Source organism: Myxococcus sp. AB036A (assembly GCF_006547355.1).
GTDB classification, from domain to species: Bacteria; Myxococcota; Myxococcia; order Myxococcales; family Myxococcaceae; genus Myxococcus; species Myxococcus virescens.
Genome location: NZ_VHLC01000089.1, coordinates 23,987 through 39,220, shown reverse-complemented (window position 1 = coordinate 39,220; position 15,234 = coordinate 23,987). Strand labels below are relative to the sequence as shown.

Annotated in this window: 14 protein-coding genes; 7 read left to right on the top strand and 7 right to left on the bottom strand. The window is 70.6% G+C overall.

What is annotated here, in order from left to right; all coding sequences use genetic code 11:
• The first annotated feature begins 204 nt into the window (after positions 1-204).
• Entirely contained in the window at positions 205-1,842 is a 1,638-nt protein-coding gene (locus tag FL344_RS28945) for a sigma-54-dependent Fis family transcriptional regulator (RefSeq protein ID WP_141620811.1), read from the top strand.
• A gap of 18 nt (positions 1,843-1,860) precedes the next feature.
• Here the strand turns inward: FL344_RS28945 and FL344_RS28940 are convergent, their stop codons facing one another.
• The 7 genes from FL344_RS28940 to FL344_RS28910 all read right to left on the bottom strand — a co-directional run bounded on the left by FL344_RS28940 (position 1,861) and on the right by FL344_RS28910 (position 9,709).
• On the bottom strand, positions 1,861-2,589 hold the full coding sequence (locus FL344_RS28940; RefSeq protein WP_140866253.1) for a DUF1751 domain-containing protein: 729 nt from the start codon (positions 2,587-2,589) through the stop codon (positions 1,861-1,863).
• Between the two features lie 149 nt (positions 2,590-2,738).
• Complete coding sequence (locus tag FL344_RS28935; protein WP_013938428.1) at positions 2,739-2,936, bottom strand: hypothetical protein; 198 nt, start codon at positions 2,934-2,936, stop codon at positions 2,739-2,741.
• Between the two features lie 163 nt (positions 2,937-3,099).
• Positions 3,100-3,315 (bottom strand): hypothetical protein, encoded by a 216-nt coding sequence (locus tag FL344_RS28930; RefSeq protein ID WP_026113800.1) that lies wholly within the window; start codon positions 3,313-3,315, stop codon positions 3,100-3,102.
• Between the two features lie 29 nt (positions 3,316-3,344).
• Positions 3,345-4,541: an acetyl-CoA C-acetyltransferase gene (locus tag FL344_RS28925; protein ID WP_141620810.1), complete on the bottom strand. Its 1,197-nt coding sequence runs from the start codon at positions 4,539-4,541 to the stop codon at positions 3,345-3,347.
• A gap of 76 nt (positions 4,542-4,617) precedes the next feature.
• On the bottom strand, positions 4,618-5,265 hold the full coding sequence (locus FL344_RS28920) for a hypothetical protein (RefSeq protein ID WP_141590328.1): 648 nt from the start codon (positions 5,263-5,265) through the stop codon (positions 4,618-4,620).
• A 136-nt stretch (positions 5,266-5,401) separates the two neighbouring features.
• Complete coding sequence (locus FL344_RS28915) at positions 5,402-6,058, bottom strand: 2-hydroxychromene-2-carboxylate isomerase (RefSeq protein WP_141620809.1); 657 nt, start codon at positions 6,056-6,058, stop codon at positions 5,402-5,404.
• A gap of 66 nt (positions 6,059-6,124) precedes the next feature.
• Complete coding sequence (locus FL344_RS28910) at positions 6,125-9,709, bottom strand: protein kinase (RefSeq protein ID WP_141620814.1); 3,585 nt, start codon at positions 9,707-9,709, stop codon at positions 6,125-6,127.
• 379 nt (positions 9,710-10,088) lie between these two features.
• Between FL344_RS28910 and FL344_RS28905 the strand changes: the two genes are divergently transcribed.
• From FL344_RS28905 to FL344_RS28875, 6 genes are all read left to right on the top strand, one after another.
• Positions 10,089-10,751 carry a serine protease gene (locus FL344_RS28905; RefSeq protein ID WP_141620808.1) on the top strand — a complete coding sequence of 221 codons (663 nt, stop codon included), beginning with the start codon at positions 10,089-10,091 and terminating at the stop codon, positions 10,749-10,751.
• 111 nt (positions 10,752-10,862) lie between these two features.
• The gene (locus tag FL344_RS28900; protein WP_228565456.1) at positions 10,863-11,198 is read left to right on the top strand and encodes a hypothetical protein; all 336 of its coding nucleotides are present in this window, start codon (positions 10,863-10,865) and stop codon (positions 11,196-11,198) included.
• A 150-nt stretch (positions 11,199-11,348) separates the two neighbouring features.
• Complete coding sequence (locus tag FL344_RS28895) at positions 11,349-11,762, top strand: response regulator (RefSeq protein WP_167371092.1); 414 nt, start codon at positions 11,349-11,351, stop codon at positions 11,760-11,762.
• A 135-nt stretch (positions 11,763-11,897) separates the two neighbouring features.
• Positions 11,898-12,320: a DUF488 domain-containing protein gene (locus FL344_RS28890; protein ID WP_141620806.1), complete on the top strand. Its 423-nt coding sequence runs from the start codon at positions 11,898-11,900 to the stop codon at positions 12,318-12,320.
• A 355-nt stretch (positions 12,321-12,675) separates the two neighbouring features.
• Positions 12,676-14,331, top strand: a complete 1,656-nt coding sequence (pruA, locus tag FL344_RS28880; protein WP_141620805.1) for an L-glutamate gamma-semialdehyde dehydrogenase — start codon at positions 12,676-12,678, stop codon at positions 14,329-14,331.
• A 7-nt stretch (positions 14,332-14,338) separates the two neighbouring features.
• A complete protein-coding gene (locus FL344_RS28875; protein WP_141620804.1) occupies positions 14,339-15,187 on the top strand; it encodes an aldose epimerase in 849 nt (282 codons plus the stop codon).
• Positions 15,188-15,234 lie beyond the last annotated feature (47 nt).

Genomic DNA, 15,234 nt, shown 5'->3' with positions numbered 1-15,234 from the left:
CCCACCACCCCGGCCGCCGCCGCGCCTTGAAGCACCACGCGTCTGTCGAGTTCGTCGCCCATGACGGCCGCCTTCTAGTGCAACCGGAGGACCACGACACCCAAAACTCCAACCTATTGGATTTGCTCCGCTCCCTAAACCTCCCGTGCAACGGACCTCTCAAAACGATAGAGACTCCACTCATTCTGGAAGGAGTCGTACAGCGTGGGTGGCCGTTTCGAGCTGGACTTGAGTGAGCTGCTGTCGTTCGAGCCGGGGGGCGGGCTCATCCACTTCGGAGGCCAGCGCGTGCTGCTGATGGACCCGGTGGCGCTGGGGCTGCTCCGCAAGGAGCTCATCAAGCTGATGGGGATGACGGCGGCGCGCGGCACCTTCACGCGCCTGGGCTACGCGCATGGCTGGCGCACGGCCGAAGCGATGAAGGGCGCGGTTCCCTGGAAGGACGAATCCCTGTGGCGCCGTGCCGGCGGGCGGCTGCACACCCTCCAGGGGCAGGTCCGAGTGGAGCCCGTCCAGCGCCGCGCGGACGAAGGCCCGGAGCCCTTCGCCGAAGCGCAGTGGCACGACTCCTATGAAGCCGAGCAGCACCTGCTGCACCTGGGCCAGTCCGACCAGCCGGTGTGCTGGAGCCTCACCGGCTTCGCGTCTGGCTACATGAGCTACGTCAACGGCAAGCCCATCTACGGCACGGAGCTGCGCTGCGTGGGCAAGGGCGACGCGGCATGCCACTACGTGGGCCGCCCCGCCGAGGAGTGGAGCACCGAGTGCACGGAGGTGCTGCGCCTCTACGAAACCCAGTGCATGGAAGGCATGCTGGCGCAGGTGACGGAGGCGCTGCGGCAGGCGGAGCGCAAGCTGCGCGCGAAGCGGCAGTCGCTGGCGCGCGCGGGCGTGACGGAGGACCCGGCGGGCATGGTGGCGCGCTCGGATGCGATGCAGCGAGTCATCAACCTGGCGCGCAGGGTGGCGAAGGTGGACTCCACGGTGCTCGTCACGGGCGAGAGCGGCGTGGGCAAGGAGCGCATCGCCCGCCTCATCCATGACGAGTCAGGCCGCGCGCACAAGGCCTTCGTCGCCGTCAACTGCGCCGCCGTCACGGAGAGCCTGCTGGAGAGCGAGCTGTTCGGCCACGCGCGCGGCGCCTTCACCGGCGCCACCCACGACAGGGCCGGCCTCTTCGAAGCGGCCCATGGCGGCACCCTCTTCCTGGATGAAGTGGGCGAGGTGCCACCGTCCATGCAGGCCAAGCTGCTGCGCGTGCTGCAGGAGCGCGAGGTGCGCCGCGTGGGTGAGAATGCCAGCCGCAAGGTGGACGTGCGGCTGGTGGCCGCCACCAACCGCGACCTCGCGGAGGAGGTCCGCCAGGGGCGCTTCCGTCAGGACCTCTACTACCGGCTGCGCGTCATCGAGCTGAAGATTCCGCCGCTGCGTGAGCGCCGCGACGACGTGCTCCCCCTGGCGCGGCTGCTGCTCGCCGAGGCCGCGGAGCGTCTGGGCCGTAGGGTGTCGGGCCTGTCCCCGGACGCGGCGGACCAGTTGCTGCGCTATGCGTGGCCAGGCAACGTGCGAGAGCTGAGCAACGCCGTGGAGCGCGCGGTGGCGCTGTGCGAGGGCACTCGGGTGGAGCGGGAGGACCTGCCGGAGGAGGTCCGCGCCGCGCCTCCCAGCCTGGTGCCCACCGGCAATCCGCAGCGGCTGGAGGACATGGAGAAGCACTACATCCTGGCGGTGCTGGCGCAGAATGGCGGCAACCGCGCGCGCACCGCCGAGCAGCTCGACATCGGCGTGGCGACGCTCTACCGCAAGCTCAAGCAGTACGGCCACCCGGAGGCGGCCCACTGAGTCGCGAAGGGCCCGGCGTCAGTTGAGGTACTGGTCCCGGTCCGGCCGGTCCTGCCGCACCACCTGCAGGTGCTTGGAGCGGCCCTTCAACTGACGCTGCAGCCGCCAGTGCTGCAGGTGCAGCCACAGCTTGCGCGGGCTGGCCCCGCGCACGTAGGCGAACGCCATGCAGAGGCCCAGCAGGTCCGGCACCTGCGTCTGCCAGCCACTGGTGACGGCCGACAGGACGACGAAGCCCGCACCAATGCCCGCCAGCGCGTTGCCCGACAGCGGCAGACCCCAGAAGTTCGTCTGCCCCCGGCCAATGGAGAGTCCGTAGGACACCCACAGCACCGACGTCATGACGTTGCCGCCCGCGTACGCCTGCACCGTCGCGCCGGGCACCAGCATGGCCAGCAGCGAGGTGATGAGGCCCGCGCTCACCGCGATGCCCAGCGCCACCATCAACAGACGCCTGCTGCCCCAGATGGACTCCAGGTAGCCGCCAATGGACCAGGTGATGATGGCGCCGAAGATGATGCCGATGGGACTCGACTCGATGAAGGCATACGTCAGCGGCTGCCACAGGAAGAGCTTGCCGAACACCAGGTCCGGGAACAGCAACAGCAAACCACCCGACTGCGACTTCGTGAGGTGGAACATCACGGAGCCCGCCACCAGCGCCACCGCCAACTTGGACGCCGTGGTCTCCAGGCCGGGCAGTCCCATGCCGCCGCCCCCGCCTCCGAAGCTCCTCATCGGTCGCATTCAGTACACCATCCTCTCGTTGCTCAGAGCCGTCCAAAGGTGGTGGAACACCGCTCGCTTCGCAACCCCAAATGACGAAGGGCGCCCATCCCCGACATCGGGGAAAGCGCCCTCGAACACCCACGCTTCGTCAACTGCCTCGCGGCCAATCAAGCCTTCGGCTTGTAGAAGAGCGTGATGGTCAAGCAGTGGAACTCCTTGTCGGAGGACTGCGTCACCACCCTGTCGACCACCTCCAGGTTGGAGTTCTCCTTGAGCCACTTGGTGATGTTCTCACCCATGTTCTCGCGGTCACGCGCGAGCGTGGTGGAGAACACCTTGACGCCCGTGAAGCTGATAACGCCCATTCCGACCCTCGTCATAAACCAGAGATTCTGGACGTTTACCCCGAGACGATTCCGCCATCAAGAATCGGGCCCGACAATCCGGCCCTTGCGCGTCCTGGGCATCCCACCTGGGAGGTGGGCTCCCGAGCCTCGCACGGAGCGCGCGGGCTCGGGGGCTGGAACGTCACCGGCCGCTGGCGGCCTTGCGCGACAGGCAGGTGACCTCGTCCTTGCAGGCCGGGCCAATGCCTTCGGGGTGTGCCGTCAGGGGCGTCTTGTCGCTCTCCTCCACGCTACACACCACGCACTTGCGCTTGCGGTTGCGACGCTCGGCGCGGCGCTGCTCTGCGATGGCCTTGGCCCGCTCACGCGCCGTCTTCGCGTCCACCTCGTTGCTCATCTCGCGTCCTGGTTGGGAGTCCTGTGTCATCAGAGCGCCTCGACGAGCACCGCGATGCCCTGACCGCCACCGATGCAGGCGGACCCGATACCATAGCGGGCGCCGCGACGCTTCAGCTCGTACACCAGCGTGGTGGTGATGCGCGCGCCGGAAGCCCCCAGCGGGTGCCCCACGGCGATGGCGCCGCCGTTGACGTTGGTGCGCTCGCGGGGCAGCCCCAGCTCCTTCTCCACCGCCAGGTACTGCGGCGCGAAGGCCTCGTTGACCTCGAAGAGGTCGATGTCCGACAGCTGACACTGGGCGCGCTCCAGCAGTTGGCGGATGGCCGGCGCGGGGCCGATGCCCATGACTTTCGGGTCGCAGCCGGAGACGCCCCAGTTGACGAGCCGGGCAATGGGCTGCAGGCCGTGCTTCTTCACGAAGCTGCCGGTGGCCATCACCATGGAGCCGGCGCCGTCACAGATGCCGCTGGCCGCGCCCGCGTGCACCACGCCGTCCTTCTTGAAGACCTTGGGCAGCTTGCGCAGGCTCTCCACCGACGTCTCCGGGCGGTTGTGCTCGTCCCGGGACACCACCGTCTCCCCCTTCTTCGTCTTCAGCGTGACGGGGGCGATTTCATCCTGGAAGCGGCCCGCCTCCTGCGCGGCGGCGAAGCGCTTCTGGGTGAGGACGGCGTACTCGTCCACCTGGTCCTGCGTGAGCGAGTAGTCCACCGCGAGCTGCTCGGCGGTGAGCGCCATGGCCTGGCCGGTGTAGCTGTCGGTGAGGGCCGTCCACAGCATGTCCTCCAGGCTGCCCTTGCCCAGCGGCAGGCCCCAGCGGGCGCCGCGGATGACGTGGGGGGCCTGGCTCATGGACTCGGTGCCGCCGGCCAGCACGACGGCGGCCTGCTCGGTGAGCATCAGCTCCGCCGCCGTGATGAAGGCCTGGAAGCCGGAGCCGCACAGCCGGTTGACCCCCAGCGCGGGCACGGGGACGGGCACGCCGGTGCGCAGGCCCACGTGGCGCGGCAGGTAGATGGCGTCCGCGCTGGTCTGCACGACGTTGCCGTAGACGACGTGCTGGACGTCTTCCGGAGACACCTTCGCCTGGGCCAACGCGGCCTTCGCCGACTCCACGGCGAGGTCGGTGGCACTGAGGTCCTTCAGGCTCCCCCCGTAGGTACCGAACGGGGTGCGCTTGCCGGACAGGAAGTAGATTTCCTCGTTCTTGGACACGCTCTTCATGATGGTCGTCTACCTACTCTCATGGGGCGCGCGGTGCACGCGCGCCGTGACGTCGTGACGTGTGGGACGGGCGGCCCTAGGGCGCGCGCGGCCCGAAAAAGGCGCTGGCGACGATGGCAAGCGCAATGACGGTCCACAACAAACCTTGAAGGTTCTGTTTCCGGATTTCCTTGCGACCGAGCCCCTGGTACCAGGAACGCCCGGCGGCCACCCTGCCTTCCCAGGTGAAATCCCCGGCGGGCTGCAACCCGTCCAGGCGGCGCAGGTGCGCGCGCAGCAGGCGGTCGGGCGGAGCGTCCTCCAGTGAACCCGCCAGATAGACGCCGGGCACCTCCAGCGCCGGGCGCCGGTAGTCCGCGGTGATGACGAAGCCCCCGGAGGCCAGGGGGGTGAGAAGGTACAGCCGGGGCACGCCGCCCTGCCCCTCGTGGAGCGTGGCGAAGACGCGCTCACCCGGGTGGGCCCAATCGTAGGAGCGCGTGGCGCGCTGGAGGCGCGGCTTCTCCTCGTGGCTGCCCAGCGGCACGAACCCCAGCGCCTGGAGCTGGTTGGCGCGCCCCGACAGCTCCAGGGGCAAATCCATCTGGTCCGCGGGCGCCTCGGGCTCCACCCGCACGCTGGACGGGAAGAGGAAGAGGATGCTGCGCCACAGATTCATGGACAGCAGCACGAGCGCCAGCACTAGGCCGGCGACGGCGATGCCCAACTCGGCGAGGACGTTCATGAAGGGGGGACCTCCAGGTGCACCGCCCCCCGCGCCACGGGCGCGAGGAGCCGAACGAGGGAGGTCAACAAGGCGGGCCGACCGGAGACCATGACTCCGGGACCCTAGCGGAAAGCGGCGCCCGCGTGCGCTGGCTTCAGCGCCGGGACGCGCTGGCTGGCAGCGTGCGCCAGCGCTCGACGTCCGCCGGGGTGAGCGGGTCCTCGCCGCGCAGGAACTGCTCCAGGTGCCCCAGCGAGTCCACGCCGAAGAACAGCTCGTCGTCCACCAGATAGGTGGGCACGCCAAAGGCCCCGGCGGCCACCGCCGCCTCGGTGTTCCGCCGGACCCGGTCCTTCACCTCCTGCGTCTGGGCCGCCGCGAGCAGCGCCTGGGCGTCCAGCCCCGCGGCCTGAATCGCCGCGCCCACGGCCTCGGGCGACTCCGCCCCCTTCCCGCCGCCCCAGGCGGAGGCATACAGGGCGCTCACCAGCCGGCTCCGGGCCTCCACGTCATCCACGGCGGCCGTCACGCGCAGCGCGAGCAGCGGATTGAAGGGATGCGTCGGCGGCGGCGCGAAGGGCACGCCCAAGTCATGGGCGATGCGGAAGGTCTGCTTGAAGAGGTAGGCCCGCTTGGGCACGACCTCCGCGGGGCCGATGTTTCCCGTCGCGTTGAGCACCCCCGCGAGCAGCACGGGCACCGGCTCCACGGTGCGGCCATGGCGCGCGGCGAGCGCCGGCAGGCGCGTCCAGGCCAGGTAGGCATACGGCGAGATGAAATCCAGCAGGAACCGCAGTGGGGTCGGGGCCATGGCCCGAGTCTAACGCCCCACGTCCGGGCCGTGAGGACACAGTCCCGTCGACTTTCCAGCGTCACATCAGGCGCTCTGACGCAGCTCCCCGGCGCGGCGCTGGAGCGCCCCCCGCAGGGAGCTGGCCAGGGACAGCAGGCTGGAGGCCCGGGCATCCATGAAGGCCGCCTCGGCCGCCTCCAGCGCCACCACGGAGGACTCCGCGTCCCGCGCGCGCTCCGCGAGCGCCAGGCGCACCAGCCCCACCTGGAGCACGTTGCCCGTCAGCTCCGCCAGCGCGAGCGCCCGGCGAAGGTGCGCCAGGCCCTCCTCACCGGGCAGCAGCGCCGCCAGCGCCCGGCGGGAGAGGATTTCATCCCACGGATTGGCCAGCACCGGGTCCGTGGCCCGCGCCAGCGCCGCCTCCGCCGCGTCCTGCGCCGCCACCAGGTTGCCCTGCTCCCGCTCGAAGCGGGATTGGTAGACGCGCAGCAGCGTCTCCATGCGGACGCCGCCCTCGCGCGCGGCGGCAAGGGCCGCGGGAAGTGAGCGGCGCGCCGCACCCGCATCCTCGAAGAGCACGTCGCGGCAGGCCTGATACACCCGCAGGTGACACTGGAGCCACCGGTCCTCCGGTAGCACCCGCGCCAGCGCCTCGGCGCGGGCCACCACCGCGGCCACGTGCTCGTGCTCGCCGCGCTCCAGGTAGTACGGCGGTGTGAAGAGGGCCAGGTTGCGCTCCATCAACCGGGGGTTGCCCAGCCGCCGCACCAGCTCCGTCTTCTCCGTGAAGGCCGGGACGAACGCCGCGCCGTCGCCCGTGAAGGCCGCGCGCGTCACCACCGCGAACAGATGGAAGCCGCGCACGTCCGTGAACCCATGGGCCTCCGCCACGGCGTACCCGTCGCGCAGCGCCTGCGCGTCCAGCGGCTCGCCGCGCAGCGCCAGGTTCATGTTCATCGTGAAGCCGCCCATGCCCAGCGCCCATGCCAGGCGCTTGGGGAGCCGGCCCGTCACCTCGCACAGCCCGCGAAGCCGGTTCAGTTGCTCGTACTGCGTCTCCAGCACACCGGAGAAGCGGCCCGTGTAGGCACACAACTGGGCGGGCGCCAGTTGCACCGCGGCACGGTAGGGCGACACCTCCGGCTGCTCGGCCCGCACGCGCTCCAGCAGCGCCGTCAGCTCCTCCGTGCGGCCCACGCTGGCCAGCGCCATGGCCTGGAGGATGCGCAGCTCGGCCTGCTTCCAGAAGACGTCCGCGGTGCTGGCGAACGTGTCCGCCTCCCGCTCGCGGAACAGCGCCTTCAGGCGCGCGGGACGCTCCACTTCGGGCGCGGCGCACGCGGCCTCCAGCGCGGCCACCGCCTGCGTCCGCCCGTCCGCCAGGTCCACCGTGGAGGTCCAGTGCTCGCTCAGCTTCCGCGCGAAGACGAGCGAGGTGGGCGGGTCGCTCGAATAGCCCACCTCCACCATCGTCACCCAGATGCGCAAGAGCAGCCTGTCACGGCCCGGGAAGTCCGGCGCGGCCTCCAGCAGCATCGCCGCTTCCTTCAGCAGCAGCGTCGCCTCCAGCAGCGCCTGCGCCTCGATGGCGGCCCGGCCCGCGTCCAGCAGCGGGCCAATGGCCAGCTCCGGCTCCGACGAGCGCAGGTAGTGCCACCCCACCGTGCGCGACAGCTCCGGCCGCGACGAGTGCAGCGTCTGGAGCGCCAGCGCCACGCGGCCGTGCGCCACGCGCCGCGCCTCCTCGGGCGTGCTGTCGTAGACGGCCTGGTGCACGGTGTCGTGCGTGAAGACGTAGCGGCCCTCCACCTCCTGGAGGAACTGCCGCTCCACGATGCCGTCCAGCACCGCGAACAGCTCGGACTCGGGCAGCTCCGCCAGCGCGCGGAGCATGGGCAGCTCCAGGCTGCGGCCCGCGGGCGCCAACTGGCGCAGCAGCGACACCTGCTCCGCCGGAGCACTGCCCAGGCGCGCGAGCACCGCGTCGTGGATGCTGGCGGGCAGCGGCCGTGTGTCCAGTCCCTCGACGGCGCTCCACCGGCCGCCCACCCGCGTCAGCGCGCCTTCCTCCACCAGCGCGCGCAGGCACTCGGTGGCGAAGAAGGCATTGCCGCCCGTCGTCTCGTGCAACCGCGTGACGAAGGCCTCCGGCACGGCCAGCCCCGGCAGCGCCAGCTCCACCAGGGTGCGCACGTGCTCGGCGGCCAGCGGCTCCAGGTCCATGCGGGTGGTGATTTTCTCGTCCACCGTCTGGAAGGCCAGGCTCAGGCGGCTCAGCTCGCCGTTCCGGAACGTGCCCACCACCATGCCGCGCGTGCCGTACAGGGCGCGGATGAGGACGTTGAGCACCTCCAGCGTGGCGCTGTCGGCCCACTGCAGGTCCTCGAAGCACAGCACCAGCGTCATCCGCCGGCCCAGCGCCTGCACCCACTCCGCCAGCGCGCCGAAGAAGGCCAGCTTCTCCTCGCCCGCCACCGGATGCACTTCGCCCGCGTCTGGCGTCAGGCCCGGGAGCAACTGCCGCAGCTTCGGCCCGAGGCGCTCCATCATCTCCGAGGGCGTGAGCGGCACCAGGCACCGCACCGCCTGGACGATGGGCGTCAGCGGCGCCTGCCCCTCCGCGCGGCACTGGCCCCGGCCGAAGGGCAGCTCCGCCAGCTTCGCCTGGAGCTCGAACTCCTGGAGCAGCCGCGTCTTGCCCACGCCCGCGGGCGCGCCGATGAGCACCGCGCGGGACTGGCCCCAGTCCGCCTCGGCCAGGCCGTTCATCAGCGCTTCCAGCTCCGCGGCGCGGCCCACCACTTCCGGCACGTGCAGGTAGCTGGCGCGCGCCGACAGCGGCTCCTCCGGCATCGGCTCGCCGCTGGCGTGGCAGAGCGCCTCCATCAGCTCGCTGGCGTCCTGGAAGCGCTCGCGCGGATCCTTCGCCAACAGCAGGAGGATGATCTCCTCCAACTGTGGATCCACCGGGCAAATCGTGGACGGCTTCGGCGGCGGCCGCGTCAGGTGGTCCGCCAGGAGCGCCGCCGGGGTGTTGCGCTTGAAGGGCAGCCGGCGCGTGACCAGGTAGTAGGCCATGACGCCCAGCGAATAAAGGTCCGCGCGCCCGTCGATGCTCGCGCCGCGCTGCCACTCCGGCGCCAGGTACTCCAGCGTGCCCTTGAGGCGGCCGGGGCTGGGGGTGCCCAGCTGGTGCATGACGCCGAAGTCCATCAGCTTCACCGCGCCCGCGCTGGTGATGCGGATGTTGCTGGCCTTGATGTCGCAGTGCACGTACAGCCGCGAGTGCAGGAAGGCCAGGACCTGGGACATCTGGATGAGCACGCGGTACAGCGTGCGCGTGTCCAGCGGCGACTCACGCCCCAGCGAGCTCAGGTCCTGCCCGTCCACCACCTCCATGGTGATGAAGCGGTTGCCGGCCTCCGTCATGCCCCAGTCGAAGACCTTGAGGGTGCCGGGGTGCTGGAGCTTCTTCATGGCGAAGAACTCGTGCCGGAACATCAGCACCAGCTCCTCCGTCTTGCCCGCCGTCAGGCCCGCGGGGACCTGCATCTCCTTGAGCGCCACCCGGCGGTGCTCGTGCAGGTCCGTGGCCAGCCAGATGCGGCCCATGCCGCCTTCGCCCAGCAGCCCCTCCACCCGGTAGCGCCCCGTCACCACCATGCCCACGGCCAACGAGCGGCGCTCCCCGGCGCGCGCTCCCGGCAGGGTGATGGGCGTGCGGATGCGGTCCCCCCATGAACTCGGAGGACGGCTGCGCTCGTCCAGGACTGCTGTCTTCTCCTCGTCGCTCACGAAGGGGAACCGGCGGGGTCAGCGAAATGCAGAGGTTAATGGGATATCACGTTTCCTTGCGACAGGCACACATCATCAGTGCCGTGTCGGCGTTGAGTGTCGCACCGCGCATGCGGCCCCAGGCGACAAGCACCTGACAACACGGGCCTCGGCTGGACGGCGGCCTGGCAGCCCTGCCCGGAGCCCCGGACGCGTGGGTGCACATCCTCCCTCCGAAGGCGCCGGCCAGGTGAGCGGGCCACGAGGGTGACGGATGAGGGACGCGGGCTGGAGGACGTGGCTGGGGGCGGGCGTGGGGGCGTTGCTGCTGACGGCATGCCACACGTCGGAGGAGGAGACACCGCCGGACCTCGACGACGTGGCGGCGGCGACGGTGACGCTGGAGCCGGGCCACTGCGCGGGCGTGGTGGTGGAAGACGGCCGGCACATTCTCACCGCCGCGCACTGCCTCCGGAATGAGGACACGCGGGTGCCCTTGTCCTTCCTGGGCGGACGCCGGATGGACGGCAGCGCCGTGCACGTGGACCGGGGCCGGGACATCGCCGTCCTCCGCCTGGACGCGCCAGCGCCGGTGCGTCCACTGGACGTCGCCCAGGCCCTGCCCGCTCCGGGCGAGCCACTGGTGTTCGCGGGCCGCAATGACCGTCCCGACGAACCTCAGCAGGCCGTGCTGGAGCGGCTGGGCCGCTGCCCTTCGCTTCCGGAGGTGCCCGCCGCGCTCTTCACCACCATCCGGGGCCGGCCGGGAGACTCCGGCGCGCCGTTGGTGGACGCGCGCATGCAGGTGGTGGGGTTGGTCCACGGCGGGGCCGCCTGCCGCATCGCCGCGCCCACCGCGGGGCTCGCGGAGGTGGTGGCGCAGCTGTCGCGAAGGGGACCGGCCCTGGCCCGACAGGCGCCGCCTCCGCCTCGCTAGGCCGCCCTCCCGTCAGTGGGCCCTGGCGTCGTTGCCCCAGGGGCCGCCCGCTCCGAACTTGAAGCGAACGGGGCGGAACCTCACGCCCTCCCGACCCACGGAGACGGCACCATGGCTGGCAAGAAGGACAAGGGCCCCCAGGACGCGCGGCCCAGGGACATTGGAGATGACCAGCAGGCGGGCTTCCACGCCGGGGAGAATTTCCAACCGCGCAACCGCGGGCAGGTGGCGGACGCACAGGACCGTGGCGCGGCGGACGCCTCCCGGCACCTCGCCCACGAGCACGGCGACGCGGCGCCCCATGCCGACACGCCGTGGGAGGCGCGCGTGGAGCGCGGCGAGGAGTGGACGTCCCAGGATGTCCCGGAGAGGGAAGCCCGAGGCGACGAGGAGCCCGACTCCGCCGTCTCGCGTCAGGGCCTCGTGAGCCCCCCTCCGGAGGAGTAGGCGCCGCGCCGCGGCCCCCACGGACCCGAGGGGTGCTGAGCACCCCCTCTTGCCCCGGCTGGCGCGTGGGGTGATGCTGGGCCTTTCGCCGGGGGAGAGCGTGTGCACCGGGCACCGCCGGGCGGCAGCCTCCCTGAGAGTCGGGGTGTCGTGAAGCCGAAGGTCCTCATCGTCGAGAATTCGTGGACGATGCGGGAGACGCTCCGTCTCCTGCTCTCCGGCGAGTTTGACTGCACCACGGCGGCCGACGGCGAGTCGGGGCTTCAGCAGGCCCTGGCGCACCCGCCCGATGTGCTCATCTCCGATGTGAACATGGACGGAATGGACGGCTACGCGCTCTGTGGCCACTTCCGCTCCGAGCCCACGCTCAAGCACATCCCCGTCATCTTCGTCAGCGGCTATGCGCCTCGCACGGAAGGGCCCGCGGACCAGCCCGTCCCGGACGCCTACTTGGTCAAGCCGGTGAAGCCGCCCGTGCTCATCGCCCAGCTTCACGCGCTGCTGGCTCGCACGGAGGCCGTCACCCCGGCCGCGCCCACCATCCAGCCCGCGTGGAAGAGCTGAGGCCACTCACCCCGACGCCCCCCGGCACGGCGCGCCCCGAGTGAGAGGACGGGCGCCGGCCCCGCTGGAGCGCGGGACGGTCGCAGGGCGCCCGGGCGTTGCCACCAACGAACGTGTGACACGCGAGGTGGCCCAGTGGCGATTCGACTCAAGCGGGCGTACGAAGCAGCAAGCCGCACGGATGGGCGGCGCTTCCTGGTGGAACGGCTGTGGCCGCGAGGCGTACGGAAGACAGCGCTTCCCCTCGAAGCCTGGCTGAAGGACGCAGCCCCCAGCACCGAGCTGCGGAAGTGGTTTGCACACGACCCCGACCGCTGGTCCGAGTTCTGCCGAAGATACTCCGCCGAGCTCGCGGCGAATCCCGCGGCATGGCAGCCCCTGCTCGAAGCCGCGCGCCACGGCACGGTGACGCTCGTCTACAGCGCCCATGACACCGAGCACAACAACGCGGCGGCCCTCCAACAGTTCCTCGAAGAGGCGTCCGGCGGCGCCGCTCCGAAGAAGAAGCCTCCATGCGCCCCGCGGCGAGGCCGGGGCCGCTCGACGCGACACACCTGACGTGCCGCCAAAGGAAAGCGCTCCGTGGCTCGACTCCCCCGGTACGTGGAGGAGCCGAAGGGACTCAGCAGCAGCGGGACGTGGTCGTGCGCGTCCGGCGCCGTGAGCTCGAACATCCCCGTCACCGACGGGTAGAAACCGCGCACGCCGGTAGGCAGCTCGGCGGGGTGCGAGGGGACGCGCATGGGCTTCATCGTCCCCGCGCACCGCGTCAGTGAGCCAAGGCGCCCCGGAATGGCGGGGAATTGTCCAAAACCCCAAGGGTTCACTGGAGATTGCGCCGCCTTCCACGCTTCCCCCACTGGGCTGCTTGGCTATGCTGCGCGCCCTTCGTTTCCGCCCGAGGTGAATCCGCGTGATCAACGCCCATACCCGCGTCCCGCCGCCGAAGAACGAGCCTGTCCTCTCCTATGCGCCCGGCACCGCCGAGCGCCGGGAGGTCCAAGCCGAGCTGAAGCGCATGGCCGGTGAGCAGATCGACATCCCCGTCATCATCGGCGGCAAGCACATCCGCACCGGCAAGACGGACACGGTGCGCATGCCGCACAACCACCAGCACGTGCTGGCCACGCTGCACGAGGCAGACGCCAGCCACGCGGAGCAGGCCATCCAGGCCGCCCTGGCCGTCAAGGACGACTGGGCGCGCATGCCCTTCCAGTCGCGCGCCGCCATCTTCCTGCGCGCCGCGGAGCTGCTGGCCACGCGCTACCGCCCCATCCTCAACGCCGCCACCATGCTGGGGCAGGGAAAGACGGCCCACCAGGCGGAGATTGACGCCGCGTGCGAGGCCATCGACTTCATTCGCTTCAACGTGCACTTCGCCGAGCAGATTCTCGGCTGGCAGCCGGAGGCCGCGTACCAGACGTGGAACATGACGGACTACCGCCCGCTGGACGGCTTCGTCTTCGCGGTGGCGCCGTTCAACTTCACGGCCATTGCCCTGAACCTGGCCACCGCGCCGGCCATCATGGGCAACGTGGTGCTCTTCAAGCCGTCGTCCACCGCGGCCCTGAGCGCCTGGTACATCATGGAACTGCTGCGCGAGGCGGGCCTGCCCGACGGCGTCATCAACATGCTCCCGGGTGACGGCCCCACGGTGGGCAACCCCGTGCTGGCCAGCCCGCACCTGGGCGGCATCCACTTCACCGGCTCCACGCCGACGTTCAACGCCATGTGGCGCACGGTGGGCGAGAACATCTCCCGCTACAAGCAGTACCCCCGCATCGTCGGCGAGACGGGCGGCAAGGACTTCATCGTCGCCCACCCGTCCGCGGCGGACGACCTGGAGGCGCTCGCGGTGGCCATCGTCCGCGGCGGCTTCGAGTACCAGGGCCAGAAGTGCTCCGCCGCCAGCCGCGTCTTCATCCCCGAATCCCTGTGGCCCAAGCTGAAGCCGCGCCTCCAGGCGCTCATCAGCGAGATTCGCATGGGCGACGTGTCGGACTTCCGCAACTTCATGGGCGCCGTCATCGACGAGAAGTCCTTCAAGAAGGTCTCCTCGTACATCGACCTGGCCAAGAGCGACAGCGGGGCCAGCATCGTGGCCGGCGGCGACGTGGACCGGAAGCAGGGCTGGTTCGTGAAGCCCACGCTGGTGCAGCTCGACAGCCCCACCCACCGCATCCTCCGCGAGGAAATCTTCGCGCCGCTGGTGGGCCTGCACGTCTACCCGGATGCGAAGTACGAGGAGACGCTGCGCGAGGTCGACCAAGCCGCGTCCTACGCCCTCACCGGCGCGGTGTTCGCGCGCGACCGGAAGGCCATCGACACGGCGCTGCGCGAGCTGCGCCACGCGGCGGGCAACTTCTACATCAACGACAAGCCCACCGGCGCTGTCGTGGGCCAGCAGCCCTTCGGCGGTGGCCGCGCGTCCGGCACCAACGACAAGGCGGGCTCGGCCCTCAACCTCGTGCGGTGGACCAGCCCCCGCACCATCAAGGAGACCTTCGTCCCGCCCGTGAAGGTGCCCTACCCCTTCATGGACAACGACCCGAACGAAGGCGCCATCTGAGGCACGCATGAACGGTCCGTTCCCCGGCATCGCAGGCCTGGACACGTACGCGCTGGTGGACGGCGGGTGCCGCGTGGAGGTCCTTCCTTCACGCGGGGCCCTCGTCAGCCGGATGTGCGTGGACGGTGACGAGTGGCTGTACCTCGACGAGGCCACCGTCGCGGACCCGGCCAAGAACGTGCGCGGGGGCATCCCCGTGCTGTTCCCCAATGCCGGGCCGCTGCTGGGGGACACCTATTCCGTGGACCGTCAGCAGTACACGCTGCCGCAGCACGGCTTCGCGCGGAAACTGCCGTGGAAGGTGCGGCAGGCGGACGCGTCACGGCTGGTGGTGGAGCTGTCTTCCAACGAGGAGACGCTGCGCCACTTCCCGTGGCGGTTCGACGCACGGCTCACCTTCTCGCTGGCTGGCCAACGGCTCACGCTGGAGAGCGCGTTCGAGAACCAGGACACGCGGCCCATGCCGCTGCACCTGGGCTTCCATCCGTACTTCCGCGTGCCGGACACGGCGAAGGCCCAAGCGGGCGTGGACACGGACGCCACGCGCGCGTGGGACAACTGGCGCAAGCAGGACGTGAACGTCACCGGGCTGAACCTCACCGAGGAGGAAGTGGACCTTCACTTGAAGGACCACTCGAAGCCGGGAACGACGTTGGAGCGGGGCCCCGGGCTCAAGCCCATTCGCCTCTCGTGGAGCCCCGAGTACCGCGTTCTCGTCGTGTGGACGCAACGTGGGAAGGACTTCGTCTGCGTGGAGCCGTGGACCGCCGCCAAGGGTGCGCTGGCCACCGGCGAAGGGCTGCCGCACGTGCAGCCTGGAACTCGGACGTCGCTTCGCTTCGACATCCAAGGCTGAGCGGCAGGGCCCGGAGCCCCCCGGGGCGACTCCTGCACCTTGCTGTT

Bases quoted from the DNA above. Each gene is read 5' to 3' on its own strand.
- FL344_RS28940 (WP_140866253.1), bottom strand. From the start codon at position 2,589: ATGCGACCGATGAGGAGCTTCGGAGGCGGGGGCGGCGGCATGGGACTG.
- FL344_RS28935 (WP_013938428.1), bottom strand. From the start codon at position 2,936: ATGGGCGTTATCAGCTTCACGGGCGTCAAGGTGTTCTCCACCACGCTC.
- FL344_RS28930 (WP_026113800.1), bottom strand. From the start codon at position 3,315: ATGAGCAACGAGGTGGACGCGAAGACGGCGCGTGAGCGGGCCAAGGCC.
- FL344_RS28925 (WP_141620810.1), bottom strand. From the start codon at position 4,541: ATGAAGAGCGTGTCCAAGAACGAGGAAATCTACTTCCTGTCCGGCAAG.
- FL344_RS28920 (WP_141590328.1), bottom strand. From the start codon at position 5,265: ATGAACGTCCTCGCCGAGTTGGGCATCGCCGTCGCCGGCCTAGTGCTG.
- FL344_RS28915 (WP_141620809.1), bottom strand. From the start codon at position 6,058: ATGGCCCCGACCCCACTGCGGTTCCTGCTGGATTTCATCTCGCCGTAT.
- FL344_RS28905 (WP_141620808.1), top strand. From the start codon at position 10,089: ATGAGGGACGCGGGCTGGAGGACGTGGCTGGGGGCGGGCGTGGGGGCG.
- FL344_RS28900 (WP_228565456.1), top strand. From the start codon at position 10,863: ATGGCTGGCAAGAAGGACAAGGGCCCCCAGGACGCGCGGCCCAGGGAC.
- FL344_RS28875 (WP_141620804.1), top strand. From the start codon at position 14,339: ATGAACGGTCCGTTCCCCGGCATCGCAGGCCTGGACACGTACGCGCTG.